18 protein-coding genes are annotated in these 16236 nt (G+C 46.2%); 7 read left to right on the forward strand and 11 right to left on the reverse strand.

All coding sequences use genetic code 11. The features are described 5' to 3' along the window. Positions 1 to 23 precede the first annotated feature (23 nt). The 6 genes from SEDOR53_RS0102390 to SEDOR53_RS0102415 form a co-directional block, all read right to left on the reverse strand. The gene (locus SEDOR53_RS0102390) at positions 24 to 767 is read right to left on the reverse strand and encodes a 2-phosphosulfolactate phosphatase (protein WP_026768272.1); all 744 of its coding nucleotides are present in this window, start codon (positions 765 to 767) and stop codon (positions 24 to 26) included. A gap of 275 nt (positions 768 to 1042) precedes the next feature. Next, the gene (locus tag SEDOR53_RS0102395; protein WP_026768273.1) at positions 1043 to 1396 is read right to left on the reverse strand and encodes a single-stranded DNA-binding protein; all 354 of its coding nucleotides are present in this window, start codon (positions 1394 to 1396) and stop codon (positions 1043 to 1045) included. Between the two features lie 112 nt (positions 1397 to 1508). Further along, complete coding sequence (gene gcvT, locus SEDOR53_RS0102400) at positions 1509 to 2591, reverse strand: glycine cleavage system aminomethyltransferase GcvT (protein WP_026768274.1); 1083 nt, start codon at positions 2589 to 2591, stop codon at positions 1509 to 1511. Positions 2592 to 2700: 109 nt separating this feature from the next. After that, complete coding sequence (locus SEDOR53_RS0102405) at positions 2701 to 4923, reverse strand: PspC domain-containing protein (RefSeq protein WP_026768275.1); 2223 nt, start codon at positions 4921 to 4923, stop codon at positions 2701 to 2703. A gap of 21 nt (positions 4924 to 4944) precedes the next feature. Beyond that, on the reverse strand, positions 4945 to 5310 hold the full coding sequence (locus SEDOR53_RS0102410; RefSeq protein ID WP_026768276.1) for a PadR family transcriptional regulator: 366 nt from the start codon (positions 5308 to 5310) through the stop codon (positions 4945 to 4947). A gap of 85 nt (positions 5311 to 5395) precedes the next feature. After that, positions 5396 to 5587: a hypothetical protein gene (locus tag SEDOR53_RS0102415; RefSeq protein ID WP_026768277.1), complete on the reverse strand. Its 192-nt coding sequence runs from the start codon at positions 5585 to 5587 to the stop codon at positions 5396 to 5398. Positions 5588 to 5827: 240 nt separating this feature from the next. On the opposite strand from SEDOR53_RS0102415, the gene SEDOR53_RS0102420 reads away from it, so the two are divergent. Beyond that, positions 5828 to 6220 (forward strand): arsenate reductase ArsC, encoded by a 393-nt coding sequence (locus SEDOR53_RS0102420; protein ID WP_026768278.1) that lies wholly within the window; start codon positions 5828 to 5830, stop codon positions 6218 to 6220. A gap of 3 nt (positions 6221 to 6223) precedes the next feature. On the opposite strand, the gene SEDOR53_RS0102425 is transcribed toward SEDOR53_RS0102420, so the two are convergent. The 4 genes from SEDOR53_RS0102425 to SEDOR53_RS0102440 are packed head-to-tail and all read right to left on the reverse strand — an operon-like array spanning position 6224 to position 10346. Continuing rightward, positions 6224 to 6583: a phage holin family protein gene (locus tag SEDOR53_RS0102425; RefSeq protein ID WP_026768279.1), complete on the reverse strand. Its 360-nt coding sequence runs from the start codon at positions 6581 to 6583 to the stop codon at positions 6224 to 6226. A gap of 10 nt (positions 6584 to 6593) precedes the next feature. After that, complete coding sequence (locus SEDOR53_RS0102430) at positions 6594 to 7874, reverse strand: pitrilysin family protein (protein WP_026768280.1); 1281 nt, start codon at positions 7872 to 7874, stop codon at positions 6594 to 6596. Position 7875: 1 nt separating this feature from the next. Then, positions 7876 to 9120 (reverse strand): pitrilysin family protein, encoded by a 1245-nt coding sequence (locus SEDOR53_RS0102435; RefSeq protein WP_026768281.1) that lies wholly within the window; start codon positions 9118 to 9120, stop codon positions 7876 to 7878. A gap of 35 nt (positions 9121 to 9155) precedes the next feature. Next, positions 9156 to 10346: an aspartyl protease family protein gene (locus SEDOR53_RS0102440; protein WP_026768282.1), complete on the reverse strand. Its 1191-nt coding sequence runs from the start codon at positions 10344 to 10346 to the stop codon at positions 9156 to 9158. Positions 10347 to 10446: 100 nt separating this feature from the next. Here SEDOR53_RS0102440 and mqnC point away from each other — a divergent pair, with 100 nt between their 5' ends. The 4 genes from mqnC to SEDOR53_RS16935 are packed head-to-tail and all read left to right on the forward strand — an operon-like array spanning position 10447 to position 14074. After that, a complete protein-coding gene (gene mqnC / locus SEDOR53_RS0102445; RefSeq protein WP_026768283.1) occupies positions 10447 to 11571 on the forward strand; it encodes a cyclic dehypoxanthinyl futalosine synthase in 1125 nt (374 codons plus the stop codon). 58 nt (positions 11572 to 11629) lie between these two features. Next, a complete protein-coding gene (locus SEDOR53_RS0102450) occupies positions 11630 to 12115 on the forward strand; it encodes an RNA polymerase sigma factor (protein WP_026768284.1) in 486 nt (161 codons plus the stop codon). A 5-nt stretch (positions 12116 to 12120) separates the two neighbouring features. Next, positions 12121 to 13188, forward strand: a complete 1068-nt coding sequence (locus SEDOR53_RS0102455; protein ID WP_026768285.1) for an anti-sigma factor — start codon at positions 12121 to 12123, stop codon at positions 13186 to 13188. A gap of 13 nt (positions 13189 to 13201) precedes the next feature. Next, entirely contained in the window at positions 13202 to 14074 is an 873-nt protein-coding gene (locus tag SEDOR53_RS16935) for an outer membrane beta-barrel protein (protein WP_051416458.1), read from the forward strand. A gap of 61 nt (positions 14075 to 14135) precedes the next feature. On the opposite strand, the gene serS is transcribed toward SEDOR53_RS16935, so the two are convergent. Next, positions 14136 to 15416, reverse strand: coding sequence for a serine--tRNA ligase (gene serS, locus SEDOR53_RS0102465; RefSeq protein WP_026768286.1), 1281 nt, complete (start codon positions 15414 to 15416; stop codon positions 14136 to 14138). 45 nt (positions 15417 to 15461) lie between these two features. Here serS and SEDOR53_RS0102470 point away from each other — a divergent pair, with 45 nt between their 5' ends. Together SEDOR53_RS0102470 and gcvH are read left to right on the forward strand one after the other, a co-directional pair. Further along, complete coding sequence (locus tag SEDOR53_RS0102470; RefSeq protein WP_026768287.1) at positions 15462 to 15809, forward strand: hypothetical protein; 348 nt, start codon at positions 15462 to 15464, stop codon at positions 15807 to 15809. A gap of 44 nt (positions 15810 to 15853) precedes the next feature. Further along, positions 15854 to 16231, forward strand: a complete 378-nt coding sequence (gene gcvH / locus SEDOR53_RS0102475) for a glycine cleavage system protein GcvH (protein WP_026768288.1) — start codon at positions 15854 to 15856, stop codon at positions 16229 to 16231. The last annotated feature ends 5 nt before the right edge of the window (positions 16232 to 16236 follow it).

Here is a 16236-nt window from a genome sequence, read left to right on the forward strand (position 1 = left end):
GAAGAATGTGGATGAAATGTTTGTTAAGATCCCCCGGCAGGGCCTGTAAGGCTTATGAGGTCCCCGTTACGGTAAACGGGCAAAACATTGGCCTGATCGGCCGTTACGCAGTATTCCAGGTCGGCTTCCAGTCCGTAAGCCGCCAGCCTGTGCCAGTGGGTAGTTTTACGTATGAACTGTTTAATATCGTTTTTGTGCAGGCGGTACATGTCTTCCGCCATCAGGCTGCTGTCGCAATGGATGGCAAAATGGTCTCTGATCCTTTCAATGACTGCACCTGCAAAAAGGGCATCTTCCAGGTTGAAGCGGTCTTTCCAGGCAGAGCAGCCCAATACCACATTCTTATTTTGCTCCACCAGATGGTCACACACGGCAGAGAGGTTGGGAAAAGATCCTGTGATAACCTCAGATGCACCATTATTCAGCGCCATGTGTAAAAGCCTGGTACCATTGGTGGTGGTGAGTACCAGTGTTTTTCCTGCGATGAAAGAACGCGGGTATTCGGCCGGAGAATTGCCATGTGCAAGACCTTCAATCACTTTACCATCACGCTCTCCGGCTGTGATGCCGCCGGTCGTCTTGCCTATCTGGATGCATTTATCCACGCTGTCAACGGGAATCACACGCGTAGCGCCATTATATAAGGCGGTAGCAATGGTGGATGTGGCGCGGAAAACATCAATGACTACCACAATACTGTTTGAAATATCATAGATATCCAGCAAACGGGGAGATACAACGGTAAATAAACTGGGTTTTTGATTCATAGGTTGCAAAGATAAAGTTCAGGAAGAACAAAGAGCCAGCCTGGAAAGGCCGGCCTTGCACAAAAAGAACCGAGTCACAAAAGATGCTGTTTGTTGGATCATGCGGGGGGAACATAGAAACAACATCCATCCGGACAACCGATACAGCCCGGCATCTTTGTCATTTGGCACTCACACGCTAACCCTCTTCAATCGATGCAGGCAGACTGCGTTCTTTTGTGCAACCAAACACAAAGAACAGCTGCAGGGAACCTGAGCCACAGTATTGAGTAATGCTATTGCTGCAGTTCAGGAAGTTTCTTTCCCAGTATCAGTAACTCATTGATCTGTATTTCGGTTATGTATTGTTTATCGCCTTTTTTATCTGTATACTGGCGATTGACCATCTTGCCTTCGAGCGCAATTTCACTTCCTTTGAACAGGTATTTTTCAGCAATATCGGCCAGCTTGTTCCAGGCTATGGCCCGGTGCCATTGGGTATCGGACACTTTTTCCCCGTTTACATCACGGTAATGTTCATTGGTGGCCACACGCAGGTGTGCAGCTTTCTTTCCAGAATCGAATTGTTTGATTTCAGGGGCCTGGCCAAGATGGCCGATCAATTGTACCCTGTTCCTGATCGTGTACATAAGCAACAGTTTTACTTTGATGATGAATCGATGAACGGTCATTCACCGTAGCGAATGCATCACAAAGTTTAACTGTTCCGGTCTTTTTAAAAACCGTACTAATACGCAATTATTAGAAAGGAATTTTAACCACCTTTGCTTTGACAGGTGTATTGCGTATGTCGATAAAAATTTCGCTATCAAGAGCAGCGTGGTCTACGGTTACATAGCCCAGTCCCACTGCTTTACCCAGTGAAGGCGCCTGCGTACCGCTGGTCACTTTTCCGATCGTATTGCCTGATACATCCTTGATTAGGTAATCGTGGCGCGGGATGCCTCTTTCAATCATTTCAAAACCAACCAGCTTCCGTTTAACGCCTTCCGTTTTTTGTTTTTCGAGTATTTCTTTTGCAGTAAAATCTTTGCTGAACTTGGTGATCCATGCCAGCCCGCCTTCCAGTGGAGAAGTGGTATCATCGATATCATTTCCATAGAGACAATAACCCATCTCCAGTCGAAGGGTATCCCTCGCCCCCAATCCAATAGGTTTCAGCCCCTGTGGTGCACCAATCTCAAAAATGGCGTCCCAGATCTTATCTGCCGCGCCGTTGCTGTCTTCAAAATAAATCTCTACACCACCGGCTCCGGTATAACCAGTGGCGCTTACCAGCACATTATCTACGCCTGCAAATTTTCCTTTGGCAAACGTGTAATATTTCAGGTTCATGATATCCATATCGGTAAGCGGTTGCAACATCTTTGTGGCGTTCGGGCCCTGTATGGCCAGCAGACAGGTTTTATCGCTGATGTTGTGCATTTCCACATTCCGGGTATTGTGCTTCAATATCCAGTTCCAGTCTTTTTCTATATTGGAGGCATTCACCACCAGCATATATGTTTTGTTCTCTTCTATACAATAGACAATGAGATCATCTACAATGCCTCCCTGTTCATTGGGCAGACAACTATACTGGGCTTTCCCATTGGTGAGTTTGGAAGCATCGTTCGAAGTAACGCGCTGGATAAGGTCAAGTGCATCCGGGCCTTTGAGTATGAACTCTCCCATGTGACTTACATCAAAAACACCTGCATTTTTGCGAACAGCCGCATGCTCATCGTTGATACCGCTGTAACTGATGGGCATATTGTATCCTGCAAAAGGGGCCATTTTTGCGCCCAACGCTATGTGTTTCTGCGTAAAAGGAGTATTCTTCATATATAGTTTAGATAGTGTGGGGGCAAAAATAAGTGAAAGCCTCCATAAAAGGGAAGAACCCCGTTCTGAGAACAAATCAGGGTTCTTGCTTTCCCAACTTCAACCGATTTTATAGTACCATTTGCATCATCATCAATCTTGCATTATCGAATGTGATGTCTATCTTTTCTTCTTTTTTCTCGGCATGCACCGCAGGTATCACAGCATTTGGCTGGGGCACTTCTTCGTAAGTGGTGGCTTTCTGATAATGATAACGAGTAGTAGTATCTACGGGTTTATCCAGTTCTTTTTTAAGCTCTTCTGCTTCTTTTTGTTTTTTATCATATTCCTTACGCAGTTCTTCTTTGCTCTTCTTGTATTGCTCTACTGCATTGTTCTCGTCATCATTATTATTGTTGTCGCGCGCATCTTCTTCCTTGTGTACTCTTTCCAATCCGCCTGCCCTCATAATGTATTCCACATTGCTGTCCCAATTTTGGTAATCGTTCCAGTCGTCGCCCCAGTCGCCGTCATTGACATGAAACCAACTGAGCCTGTTCGCCACTCTCCTGTCGATCATGATCCGTTTGCCCACCGGCACCTGTACGGTTACTTCTACACGCTGGTTGCGGAATTGGGTTCCTGTATGCAGGGAGAATCCCCGGTCGAGCCAAATGGTACTGTCTTCCTGGTTGATACCATAGTTGATGCCTTTTACATTTTCCATGGCGCTACCGGCATCTTTTCCGCTGCTGTACTTGGTAGCGGAGATATGGTAAACAGAATCCTTACTTTTTAAGATGCGAAGCCTTACATTATTAAGGAAAAGACTATCATCGCTCACACTCATCACGCCATCTATTTTACCCAGCCATCCACCAATCACTTTCACTTTACTATCGGGTACATTAATGATCAGTTTTCCCGTACCGGGCTGTACAATGGAGTACTCTTGTTTATCCCTGGCGCTTGCATCGAAATTACGTGCGATGGAAACGGCCAGCATAATGCCGCAGAATAATCCGATGAACCACAGTCCGGCGAAAGTGAAACCAAGAAACTTGTTGCCCGATTTAACACCCATGATCCTGCGCACGATCCATATAATGAAAGCAACCACCGGCACGCCCAGGAACAGCAACAGTGTTGCCCACGCGAGGAAGTTTTGTGTCACGCCTTCCAGGAAAAAATCCTTCAGGGGGAATACACCTATTCCTGCTACCAGGAAAGCCAGGAGCGTAACCAGTAAGGCAAAAGCCAGTATACCTGCGAGGAAAAGAAAGAATGCCTTGAAGATAATGGCTATGGCATTGCCCAGCCGGCTACCGCCTCTCCTGCCGATCTTTACTGCTTCGCCGCTGAACTGTTGTCCCTTCTGGCTGATGGTTTGTCCGAATTCCTGTCCGAATTGTTGCGCACGCTCTTTTACTTCACCTCCCCATTTCTCGGCGCGGCTTTTAAACCCCTCCAGGTCTTCCTGTATGGTATTCTTGATGGTATTGAGGTCTACTTTTTCACCACGCATCTCCAGTTTATCCGATGCACTTTTGGCTTCCGGTATCACCGCCCAAAGTATGGCATACGTGATGAAAAGCGTGCCGCCAAAAGATCCGAAGACGATGCCCGGGAATGGGTTATAGTCGAACCAGAAAGCATGCCTGAATATGGAAGTGAATATACCTACTACCAGCGGCAGCACGAAGATCAGTCGGGGTACCCATACGGCTATGTCGAAATAAGCAGCCAACCCGCTCGCCACGCCGGCAATCACTTTTTCATCGGGATTGCGATATAAGCGTTTGGTGCTAGTAGCATTTTCAAGCCTCTTGGAAGGCAGTATGATCCATAAAAGAATGTATAACAGAATACCGGTTCCGGCACCAAAAGTGATGAGGGCAAATACCAGGCGGACAATCGTAGGGTCTACGCGCAGGTAGTTGGCCAGACCGCTGCACACACCTCCCAGCATTTTATCGCTTTCGTCGCGGTAAAGGCGGCCTCTCGGTGCCTCATTGGCAGTTTCATAAAATGTTTTGCTTTGCTGCTGCTGTTTGGATTCTTCTCCTAATTGAGTTTGCACTTTGCTCTCTTCTCCTTCAAAGTCTTCCGGGCGGCCCATGCTTGCGATAATACCGTTTACATCTTCATCAGTGATGCAGGTACTGCCTTTTTTAAGGCTGTCGCCAAACAGTTCTGCAATACGCCCTTCGATATCATTGATGATCTCGTCGCGCCCCTCCTCGTTGGCAAAGAACTTACGCAAGCTTTCAACATACTGTTTGAGCATGTCGTAGGCCGATTCCTCGATGGGAATCACCCTGCCCTGGAAGTTTATATTGATTACCTTTTTCATTTTCTGTTCTGGTTTTGTTGGTTAAGGTTGGGATGGGTTGGGTTCGGATGTTGGATCCATGGCGGATTGTGTCAAAGTATGTACGGCGCCGGCCAGCTCCTGCCAGGTTCTTTCCAGTTCGCCATAGAACTCAAGACCTTTGTCTGTCATCACGAAATATTTACGGGGAGGTCCGCTGTTGCTTTCTACCCATCGATAGGTCAGCAAGCCTGCATTTTTCAATCGTGTGAGCAACGGGTATAAAGTGCCTTCCAGTATATGCAGGTTGGCAGTCTTCATGCGATCCACAATATCGCTGGGATATACTTCACCCTGGCGTATGATGGACAAAATGCAAAACTCCAATACCCCCTTTCGCATCTGACTCTGTGTGTTCTGAATATCCATATCCGGAGTTTTTGGACCTTCCGTCCCGCACCTGTTTTTGCGCGGGATGGGAGATCGTTGTTATGAAATGAGATTGGTTTGCTGCTTATGCCATCAGGAATCTCCGTCCGGTCCTTGTTCTTCTGCTGCGCTGGAGGTTCCAGTAATCGGCCGCTGTAAAAATGGCTTTGTGTTCTGCTACCCGGGCTACTGTTTCTTTTACAGATGCTTCCTTCACCAAGTTAGTGATATCGCTTTTCTCCAGGGCTGTCAGCAATTGAATGTTTTGTGTTTTCATGATTCTTTTATTTGATAGTGTTTTTAAATGCCTGTTCTCATTAACAACACAAAGATGGGATATTATTTGGTACTATGCAACACATAGTACCAGTTTTTTTTTAGTAATAGGCAGAAGACTGTAACTGGCTAAGCTTATTCATTTGATAGTCAATATATTATATTCAAACGAGGTAGTTAACTCTTACATAAACGGCTTCCCGGGCTGATGAAAGGCTTTATGTTGTATCATTGTGCCTCTATGAAAAAGAAGCTCCTTTTCGTTTGTATTGAAAACAGTAACCGCAGCCAGATGAGCCAGGCTTTTGCCACTATATATGGCGGCGATGCTGTTGAAGCCTTCAGTGCGGGCAGTAAGCCCAGCGGCATAGTGAATCCCAAAGCCATTGCAGCCATGAAAGAACTGGGTTATGATCTCAGCAAGCACGACAGCAAATCATTACAGGAAGTGGAACAATACGCTCCTTTCGATGCAGTGGTAACCATGGGTTGCGGCGATGCCTGTCCCTGGATGCCCGCCAAACAGTTCATCGACTGGCAGATACCAGACCCCAAACACCTGGAGCCCGTTGAGTTCAATCAAATACGAGATATGATTGGCGAGAAAGTAAAGCAGCTCATCGCTTCTTTGTAATGTTTATTGCGGGTTACCGCCTTTGCCCAGGATAGCTTCGATAATAGAAGTAAAGAATGATACCACCAGGCTGAACAATAACGCCGATACCCATCCGTCTACTGTAAATCCTGGTACCAGGGAGGCGGCGAATTTTACAATGAGAATATTGATCACCAACAGGAACAATCCCAGCGTCAATAAAGTGATAGGTATGGTGAGCAAGATCAGCACAGGTTTCACAAAGCTGTTTAACAGGCCCAATACGAGCGCCACCAATAAGGCAGTGGCAGTGCCATTTACATGTATACCTTTCAGTATATAGGCGGCAGCCAGTATGGCTACTGCTGTTGCAACGGTCTTTGTAAAGAAACGTCCTATCATGAAGTATAATTTATATTACCGTTAACTCATAAAATGCGTCGGGCTGCAGGTATTTTTCTGCCAGTTCCCGCAACGCTTCCGGACTCACTGTCTTGATGGTTGCTATGCTATTATAAAAATAAGCTTCCTCCAGATTGTTCAACACATAACTTTTCCACCTGGCAATGATCTGAAAGGGGCCGTCCAGATCGCCCAGCAAAGAACCCATCATATAATTACGTACCAGATCGAGTTCTTCTTCCGGCACCGGTTCTTTACGCAGGAGCGCCATTTCTTTGTACACTTCTTCAATAGTGGCTTCACATACATCCCTGCCCGCTTCCGTGCTGATCATCCAGGCACTGTTGTGTATGTGATTTTGCAGGTAACTGTGTATGCCGTAAGTATAGCCTTTGTCTTCCCGGATATTGCTCATGAGCCTTGAACCAAAAAAACCGCCAAACAGGTTATTCAATATCTGCACCTTGGGAAAATCGGGGTGATGCCTGTTGGGAAAAGGACGGGCGATACGAATGGCACCTTGCACACCATTCGCATCGTTGAGGATATGGTATTTTTTTTCATCGGCGGACTGCAGGTTGAATACTGTTTCAGGTAGCAGTTGTTTATTCAGGGGCAAATGGCCGAATGTTTTATTCAATTGTTGTTGAATATCTCCCGGTAATTTCCCTGCCGTGAACACCAGGCATTTTCCTTCAACATAAAAACGCTTGTAGAAAGCTTTCAATTCATCCTGCTGCAATTGGTCGTAATCCAGTGTTGAAGTATATCGCCCGTACGGATGATGAAACCCGTAAAGATATTCATCGATCAACCGGTTGGCGATGAAATCGCATTTCTTCAGGTTCACTTCCAGTCGTTGCTTCTGGTTTTGTTTGTAGATGGCCAGTTCTTCTTCGGGAAAAATACTTTCGGTGATGAGTTCGGTAACTACGGGTAACAGGTGATGCAAATGTTTTGCCAGGCAATGCAAAGAAATAGTGGCCGTTTCATTATAGCACTGGCGATTCAGGTAAGCGCCATAAAACTCAAAATGCTCATTGATGGCAAAAGCATTTTTTTTCTTTGTACCATTCTTCAACAAAAAATTAGTAGTGGCTGCTACGATGTTTTTTTCTTCATACCAGTTACCGGCATAAAACACCCACTCGATCATTATCACTTCTTCTGCGCCTGCATCGATGGCATAAACGGGTACGCCGTTATCAAGGGTAAACCGGTCGCAGGGTTTCAGTCGCAGATCAAAATCCACTGCATCTACTATTTCGGGGGCTGCTTTCCTGTTGGGCATTTTATCGATTGGGTTTGCTGTAGTAAAAGATCGTGTTGCTGTTGTTCTCATCAAAGATGGCCTGGCTGTATTCCAGGATATCCTGCTCCGTTACTGCATGGTATTTTTGCAGTTCGGTATTCATTAGTTGTGCATCGCCCAGCAATTCATACAGGGCCAGGCTTCCGGCGCGGCTCATCACACTCATGTCTTCAAAAGCAATCACGCTTTCTGTTTTATTCTTTACTTTCTGCAATTCAGTATCACTCACTTTTTCCATTCGCATCCGCGCAACCTCGTTATCCACGGCTTCGGCAGCCGTTTCCATGCTCACTCCTTTTACCAATTTTCCTTCGATAGCCAGCAAACCGGCATCTATGCTTCCGAAATGATAGCAATCCAGGCTGGAAAATAATTGCCGTTCTTTTACCAATGCCTGGTAAAGTCGCGATGAGCCTCCACCTCCCAGTATTTCCGTAATTAAGTCGGCTACATAATAGCCTTTATCGAGCCGGCCGGCAATATGCCAGGTTTTGATGAAAGCATCCAGCGGCACATCGGCATGGTATATTGCTTTTCTCGGGGTTGCCTGCTTTGGTTCAACCGGTAAATTCCGCTGGTATTTCTCTCCCATGGGAATATCGCCGAACCATTTTTCGGCCAGTGTTCTAACCTTGTCTGTCTGCACGTTTCCCGCCACTACAAGAATAGCATTCACAGGCCTGTAATGTTTGAAGAAAAATGCTTTTACATCCTCTATCTGTGCGTGTTCTATATGTGCTAATTCTTTACCAATAGTCATCCAACGATAAGGATGTGTGGTATAAGCCAGTTCACGCATCTTATGCCATACATCGCCATAAGGTTTGTTGATATAATGTTCCTTGAACTCTTCCACCACCACTTTGCGCTGTACATCAAGACTCTTTTCGCTGAAAGCCAGGCTCAGCATGCGATCGCTTTCGAGCCAGAAAGCGGTTTCTATATTTTCTGCCGGTAACTGGCAATAATAATTCGTGAGATCATTGGTGGTATACGCATTGTTTTCACCGCCGGCCCTTTGCAGGGGCTCATCGTAATCGGCGATATTGATACTGCCGCCAAACATCAGGTGTTCGAACAAATGCGCAAAGCCTGTTTGAGCAGGAGCTTCGTCGCGTGCGCCTACATCATACATGATATTTACTACAGCCATGGGTGTGGACGGGTCTTCGTGTACCAACACACGCAATCCGTTCTCCAGCACAAATCGATTAAATTGAATCATATTCCTTATAAAAAGCGCAAATTAGTCATTTTGTGCTACCGCCTGATGTCTTTGATATCCATAGTAAGTACCAGGGGATTGTTATTGCGGAAAACAATTACTTTCACCCTGCCCAGGGTATTCTGAAAGAGATTTTTGTATATCTGTATATTCTTGGAGAAATTAGATTCCACAGAAAAAATAATGTCGTCGGGCTTGAAACCTGCTTTATCGCCTGGGGAACCTTTGACAATATCTATCACACGTATTTCACCATTGATCATATAAATGCCCAGACCGGTATACGAATAATCGAAAGACTCTGCGTAATGACTGTTGGGTTTGATGTAAATACTTCGCTCGGGGTAATTCAGGATCACATTGAAACGGCGCATGATATCGTTGCCTATCAGTCCGCCCAGCAAAGGATAAGAGGTGACATTGAAATCGTCTTCGAAAATATGGATGGGCACTTTGCGGAATTTATACGGCCCCAGCTTCACCGATTTGATCACCGTTATCTGCATTTGTTTTTTCCCGCCTAAACCCTCTGCCTGCGTGGCATAATATTTTCTTTTCTTTTTGATGAACACGCTGTCATCCACAAAATCTTTTGATAAAAGAAAACAGAGCCCGGCGCCTGTATCAAAAATGAATTTACCGTTGATCTCTCTTTCATCGCCGATCATTGCATGCTGCATGGCCAGTGTTGAAAAATCCGGTTTCAATATATATCCGCCGCGTGGATATTTGATAGTGCCCGGTGTAAACACTTCGATCAGCTGTTTATCATAATCGATCATCACAATATACCTTCTCAAAAAACTATACCCGATGATGCCGTCTATTTTAATACCATACACACTGGTAAGCAGGTCGTAATCATTGATGTGAAAGTCGAGGTGTTCCGTAACCAGTCCGGGTAACCTGAGCGTATGATTATACGCAAACTCCACCGTTCGCATCCCCGCAATACCGCGAATGGTCTTATCGCTCATCTTGAGCGACAGCTTCAAAGCCGCAGCAGTGGTTGAATCGAGCGAAATACCGCCGCTGCCGGTATCGAATACGAAGTTGAGCGAGTCGGGCGAATCATCTACCTGTGCTTTTACGATCACAATGCCGCCACTGAGTTGTGTAAAAGAGAACTTGGTGAGCAAGCGCGATTGTGGAGCTACGAACTCTTCCTGTGCTTTCAAAGAAAAAAAACAGAAAAGCAGCAGGTTGGCAAGCAATAAGCGTTTCATACAAATTGAATATAAGCTTAATTTTTAATAGCTGCTCAATTACTTTATGAATGGCATTTATCATCTTACCTTTGCCTTTTCTACTAAATGAGCGGATGATATGCAACTAGCCGATTTATACCAGAAAGCACTAAGTTTTAAATTCCTTTCCGTTGAAGAAGGTCTGTTCCTTTTTGAACAGGCACCCCTGACCGAACTGATGTATGTTGCCGATGAGATGCGTAAGCAACAGGTGCCACATGGAAAAGTGACCTGGCAGATCGATCGGAATGTAAATACCACCAATGTTTGCATCGCCAATTGCAAATTCTGTAACTTCTATCGTATACCGGGTCATGCCGAAGCATATATCACCGATATGCCGGTTTACCGCAAGAAGATCGAGGAAACATTCAAATATGGTGGCGACCAGTTGTTGTTGCAGGGCGGACACCACCCTGAGCTAGGCCTCGATTTCTATACCCGTACATTCCGCCAGTTGAAGCAGGAATATCCTACCCTCAAGCTGCATGCATTGGGTCCGCCCGAAGTGGCCCATATCTGCAAGCTGGAAAAAATGAGCCATCGCGATGTGCTCATGGCTTTGCAGGAAGCAGGACTGGATTCTTTGCCGGGTGCAGGTGCTGAAATATTGGTTGACAGGGTGCGACGCCTGATCTCCAAAGGAAAATGCGGTGCCGATGAATGGCTCGCCATTATGCACGAAGCGCATAAACTCAACATCACCACCAGCGCTACCATGATGTTCGGTCACGTGGAAACACTGGAAGAGCGTTTCATTCACCTCGTGCGCATCAGGGAAGTGCAGAGCCGTAAACCGGAGTCGGCCAAAGGCTTCCTGGCATTCATTCCCTGGACCTTCCAGGATGTAGATACCTTACTGGCCCGTATCAGGGGCGTACACAACCTCACTACCCCCGATGAATATATCCGCATGATCGCCATCAGCCGCATCATGCTGCCCAATGTTAAGAACATCCAGGCGAGTTGGCTTACAGTGGGCAAGCAAACTGCCCAGATCTGTCTGCATGCAGGCGCGAACGATTTCGGCAGTATCATGATCGAAGAGAATGTAGTGAGTGCAGCCGGTGCACCCCACCGTTTTACCTACAAGACCATGCAGGACGCCATCCGCGAGGCCGGTTTCGAACCCCAGTTACGCAACCAGCAGTACGAATGGAGGCCCATTCCCGAAGCCATACAGGAGCAGGTGATCAATTATTGATGTTTTTCTGCCCTTAGTGTAACATAGCGGCTCTTCAATCGTATCAATAGTCAACAACATGACTGAAAAAGAGTACAACGACTGCGTCACACAATACGCCGATAATGTTTACCGCTTTATCGTGAAAAACCTCCGGCACGAGGAAGATGCCAGGGATATTGTGCAAACTGCATTCGAAAAACTCTGGCGTAACCGGGAAACGATCGAGACCATCAAATCAAAATCATACCTGTTTACCGTTGCCTATAACCAGATGATCGACCATATCAGGAAGGTGAAAAGGATAGAATTGAAAGATATATTTGAAGAAAGCGGAAGCAAGACCTACCAGTTACACAGTAATCCCAGAAAAACCCTGATGGAGGCCTTGAACCGTCTCAATGAAACGCAAAAAAGCCTGGTGATGCTGAAAGATTATGAAGGATACAGTTATGAAGAGATCGGACAGATCATGAACCTGAACGCGAGCCAGGTAAAAGTGTACCTGCATCGCGCGAGGCTGGCATTGAAAACCTACCTGGTGAAACCTGAAAATATCATATAAGACCTGTGATAAACATCGACCGACATAACTACGAAGAATTATTCCTGCTCTACCTCGACGGGGAACTCCCTGCCGCGGATGCCAAAGCAGTGGAACAATTCGTAGCAGATAATCCCGATCTGGCGGTGGAACTGGAAGCCCTCAGGCAAACCCTCTTATTACCCGGTGAACCAGTTGATTTTCCTTTCAAGGAATCGCTATACAAAAACACTACATCTGTTAATGCATCTTCTTACGAAGAGCAATTACTCAGTTATATCGATGACGAGTTAGCAGGTGCTGAAAAAGAAAGTATGGAAGCTTTGCTGATGAAGAACCCGGAGGCAAAAGCTTATTTGCATCTGCTTCAACAAACAAAACTCGAAGCCGAGCCAGTGTCTTTTCCCTATAAAGAATCGCTTTACCGCAGCGCTTCAACAAAAAGACCTGTTATTTATATAAGCTGGCAGCGCGTGGCTGTGGCAGCCGTTTTAGCAGGTCTGGGACTGGTCATTTGGTTGATTCCCGGCTCTCTCCGCCGCAACCTGCCGGCTGAAAAAGAATTGGCTGCTATCAACAAACCTACTGTTCAGCCTCAAAACAAAACAACCATACCATCACCGGGTACTGTTGAGCATGTTATTACCAATACTGAAAACAAAGAACTCGTTGCAGTTCATACTACCACACCTGCAGCTAATAAACAGCCTACTATAAAAATACAAACAGCAGGAGCCATACCTGTTGAAAATAGTTTACCTGCTGAACAGAACCGCTCCCTGGCAAAAGTACAAGAAGCTATTCCTGTAAGCACAAATGTTGGAAGAACCGAGATACATCAACCGGTTGAAGTACTGGCTGCCAATACCAGTTTGCAACAACCTGTTATTGCTCCGAAAGAAGCAACAGCAGCCAACAATAATGCTGCTATTACAAAATACAAAGAGCTGGAAACCGATGAAGACAATAAAGGACTCTTACTGGGTTCTATCGAGATCAATAAAGACAAACTGCGCGGCTTTTTCAGGAAGGCGTCCAGCATTTTTAAAAGCAAAGCTGCCCGGGAGGAAGAAGACAATCGCAGCTTGAGATAAAGTAAAAAATCGTATGAAGTATGTAGTAAGTTTAGTAGCGGCACTGTTCGTTACCGGATGGGGAATGGCGCAGACCGACAGCACCGGCCGTTCATCGGACACGATCAAAGTGGGCAATTTCATCATCATCAAAAAGAAAAAAAGCGGGTCGGGCGATGAGGAGAGTGTGTGGAAGAACTGGGACAAAGATTTCGAGATCCGTACAGAACACCGTAGCCACAGAAGAACCAATATCAGCACGAACTGGTTCATCTTCGACCTGGGCTTTGCCAATTTTCGCGACCAGACCGATTATACGGCAGCACAGTCTGGAGGCTATTTCAGGGTACTGCGTCCGGCAGACGGCCAGGTAAATGCCAACAGCTTCCACCTGAACAACCTCAAATCCAGCAATGTGAACATCTGGTTTTTCATGCAAAAGCTGAACATGGTAAAGCATGTGGTCAATCTCAAATACGGACTGGGGCTTGAAATGTACAATTTTCGTTACGACAGCCGGATCAGTTACCGCAAAGACCCTGTGCCTTATGTGTACAATGATTCCATCTCTTTTTCCAAGAACAAACTATATGTGGGATACCTGACGGTGCCGCTGATGGTGAACATCAATCCTTCGCCGGATAAAAAAAGGAGTTTTTCTTTCAGTGCGGGTGTGAGCGCCGGGTATATGCTCAGCAACCGCAACAAACAGGTGAGCGCCGAAAGGGGTAAGCAGAAAAACAACGGCGATTTCAGCCTCGAGCCCTGGCGTCTAGCGGCTGTGGCTGAATTGGGACTGGGCCCCGTGCGCCTGTACGGTTCGTACAGCATCAACAGGCTGCACAAGGAAAGTACCCGGTTAGAACAATATCCCTATGCCGTAGGTATCCGTTTCAGCAACTGGTAAACGGCTTTTATTTCTCATGTTGTATCATGCGCTCTCTTTCCAGGGGGCGCTTTTATTTACATCAGTTGCCGGCAACCACCATCTTCTTTCCAAAATAGCCATGCAGCACTTCGGGCAATAAAATGCCTTCATCGCCCTGGTTGTTTTCGAGCAGGCAGGCCAGTATCCTGGGCAATGCCAGCGAACTGCCGTTCAGCGTATGTACCAGTTGCGTTTTGCCTGTAGCATCTTTGTAACGGCACTTGAGACGGTTGGCCTGGAAACTTTCGAAATTGCTTACACTGCTCACTTCCAGCCAACGTTCCTGTGCAGCACTATACACTTCAAAATCATACGTAATGGCACTGGCAAAACCCATATCGCCGCCGCAGAGACGCAATAAACGATAAGGCAATTGCAGCGACTGTAATAATTTTTCCACATGCAGCACCATTTCATCGAGTGTATCGTAACTTTTTTCGGGCTGCACCAACTGAATGATCTCTACTTTTTCAAACTGGTGCAGGCGGTTGAGGCCACGTACATCTTTTCCATAACTGCCAGCCTCTCTTCTAAAACAAGGTGAATAGGCCGTCATTTTTACCGGGAAATCTTCTTCTTTGAGGATCGTATCGCGGTAAACATTGGTAACAGGTACTTCTGCCGTGGGAATCAGGTAAAAATCATCTTCCGTTGCATGATACATCTGTCCTTCTTTATCGGGCAATTGTCCGGTTGCATAAGCAGAATCGGCATTCACCATGAAAGGAGGCAGGTATTCTTTATAGCCGGCTGCGGTATTGTAATCGAGAAAATACTGCACCAGCGCTCTTTGCAATTTGGCGCCCTGTCCGGTATAAACAGGAAAACCACTGCCGGTGATCTTGTTACCCAGTTCAAAATCGATCAGGTTGTATTTTTTGGTCAGGTCCCAGTGTGGTGTTGCATTAGTTGGCAGCACAGGTTTAATACCTCCTTCCCTTACCACTACATTGTCTTCCGGCGTACGTCCTTCCGGCACCTGTGTGCCGGGCAGGTTGGGTAATAATACCAGGGTATCGTTCAGTTCTTTTTCTACCCTGGCCATTTGTTCTTTCAGCGGCTCCAGGGCTGCTTTCCATCCTGCTACATCGCTCTTAAGGGTTTCGGCCGCTTCTTTTTGTCCCTGTGCCATCAGCTTACCGATCTCTTTAGATGCTGTGTTGACTTTCGATTGTGTATTGTCGAATTCGGCCTGCAGGCGTTTACGCTCATCATCCAGTTGAATGATGGTATCCACCAGTTCGGGTTGTTTGAAATGCTTTACTGCCAGTCTTCTCTTTACTTCAGCCGTATCATTGCGCAATACACTCACTTGTAACATAAGGATCGATTTGCCGCAAAGATAACAGTCATTTACCTTTGCCACATGGTATTCGCAACAGATGATTTACAGCAGCGCTGGTGGAACCTCGAAGCCAAACTGGTGGAGCGGTTCGGTAAAAAGCCCGACCTGGAAGCCGTATTGTTCCTTATTGGCATGCAGGAAACCGGTTTTGTGAAAGAGAAAATATCGAAAGAGCAGAAGCAGGACCTCATGCATGTAGCGATATGTACGGTGTTGGCACAGAGTGGCTATTATGCACTGGAGCAACAGGATGCAGAAGGCTGGCCCCATTTCAGGCAATTGAAAGAATTACCTGTGATGAGCATGCCCGAACAGGAGAACTTCATCAAAGACCATATTCTCCTGTATTTTGAACAACAAGGTTTTTGAAAGATCGTTTTTTATTCAATATTTGCACTATTAAACCACGCTTTATGAATTTTCCCGCAGAACTGCGCTACACCAAAGACCACGAATGGATACGCCTGGAAGGCAATACCGCTATCATCGGCATTACCGATTTTGCACAGCATGAACTGGGTGATATCGTTTATGTAGATATTACTTCTACCGGCAAAACACTGGCCGCTGAAGAAGTCTTCGGAACCGTTGAAGCTGTTAAAACAGTAAGCGACCTCTTTCTGCCTGTTGCCGGAACTGTGGTTGAAGTGAACAGCCTCCTGGAAAAACAACCCGAACTGGTAAACACCGATCCTTATGGAGACGGATGGATGATCAAAATGACCGTAGCCAGTCCGGCAGATGTAGCCGCACTGATGACCCATGAAGCTTACAGCACACTGGTAGGATAAATTAA

Origin of the sequence: Asinibacterium sp. OR53, assembly GCF_000515315.1 — a bacterium.
In the GTDB taxonomy this organism is placed as follows: domain Bacteria; phylum Bacteroidota; class Bacteroidia; order Chitinophagales; family Chitinophagaceae; genus Sediminibacterium.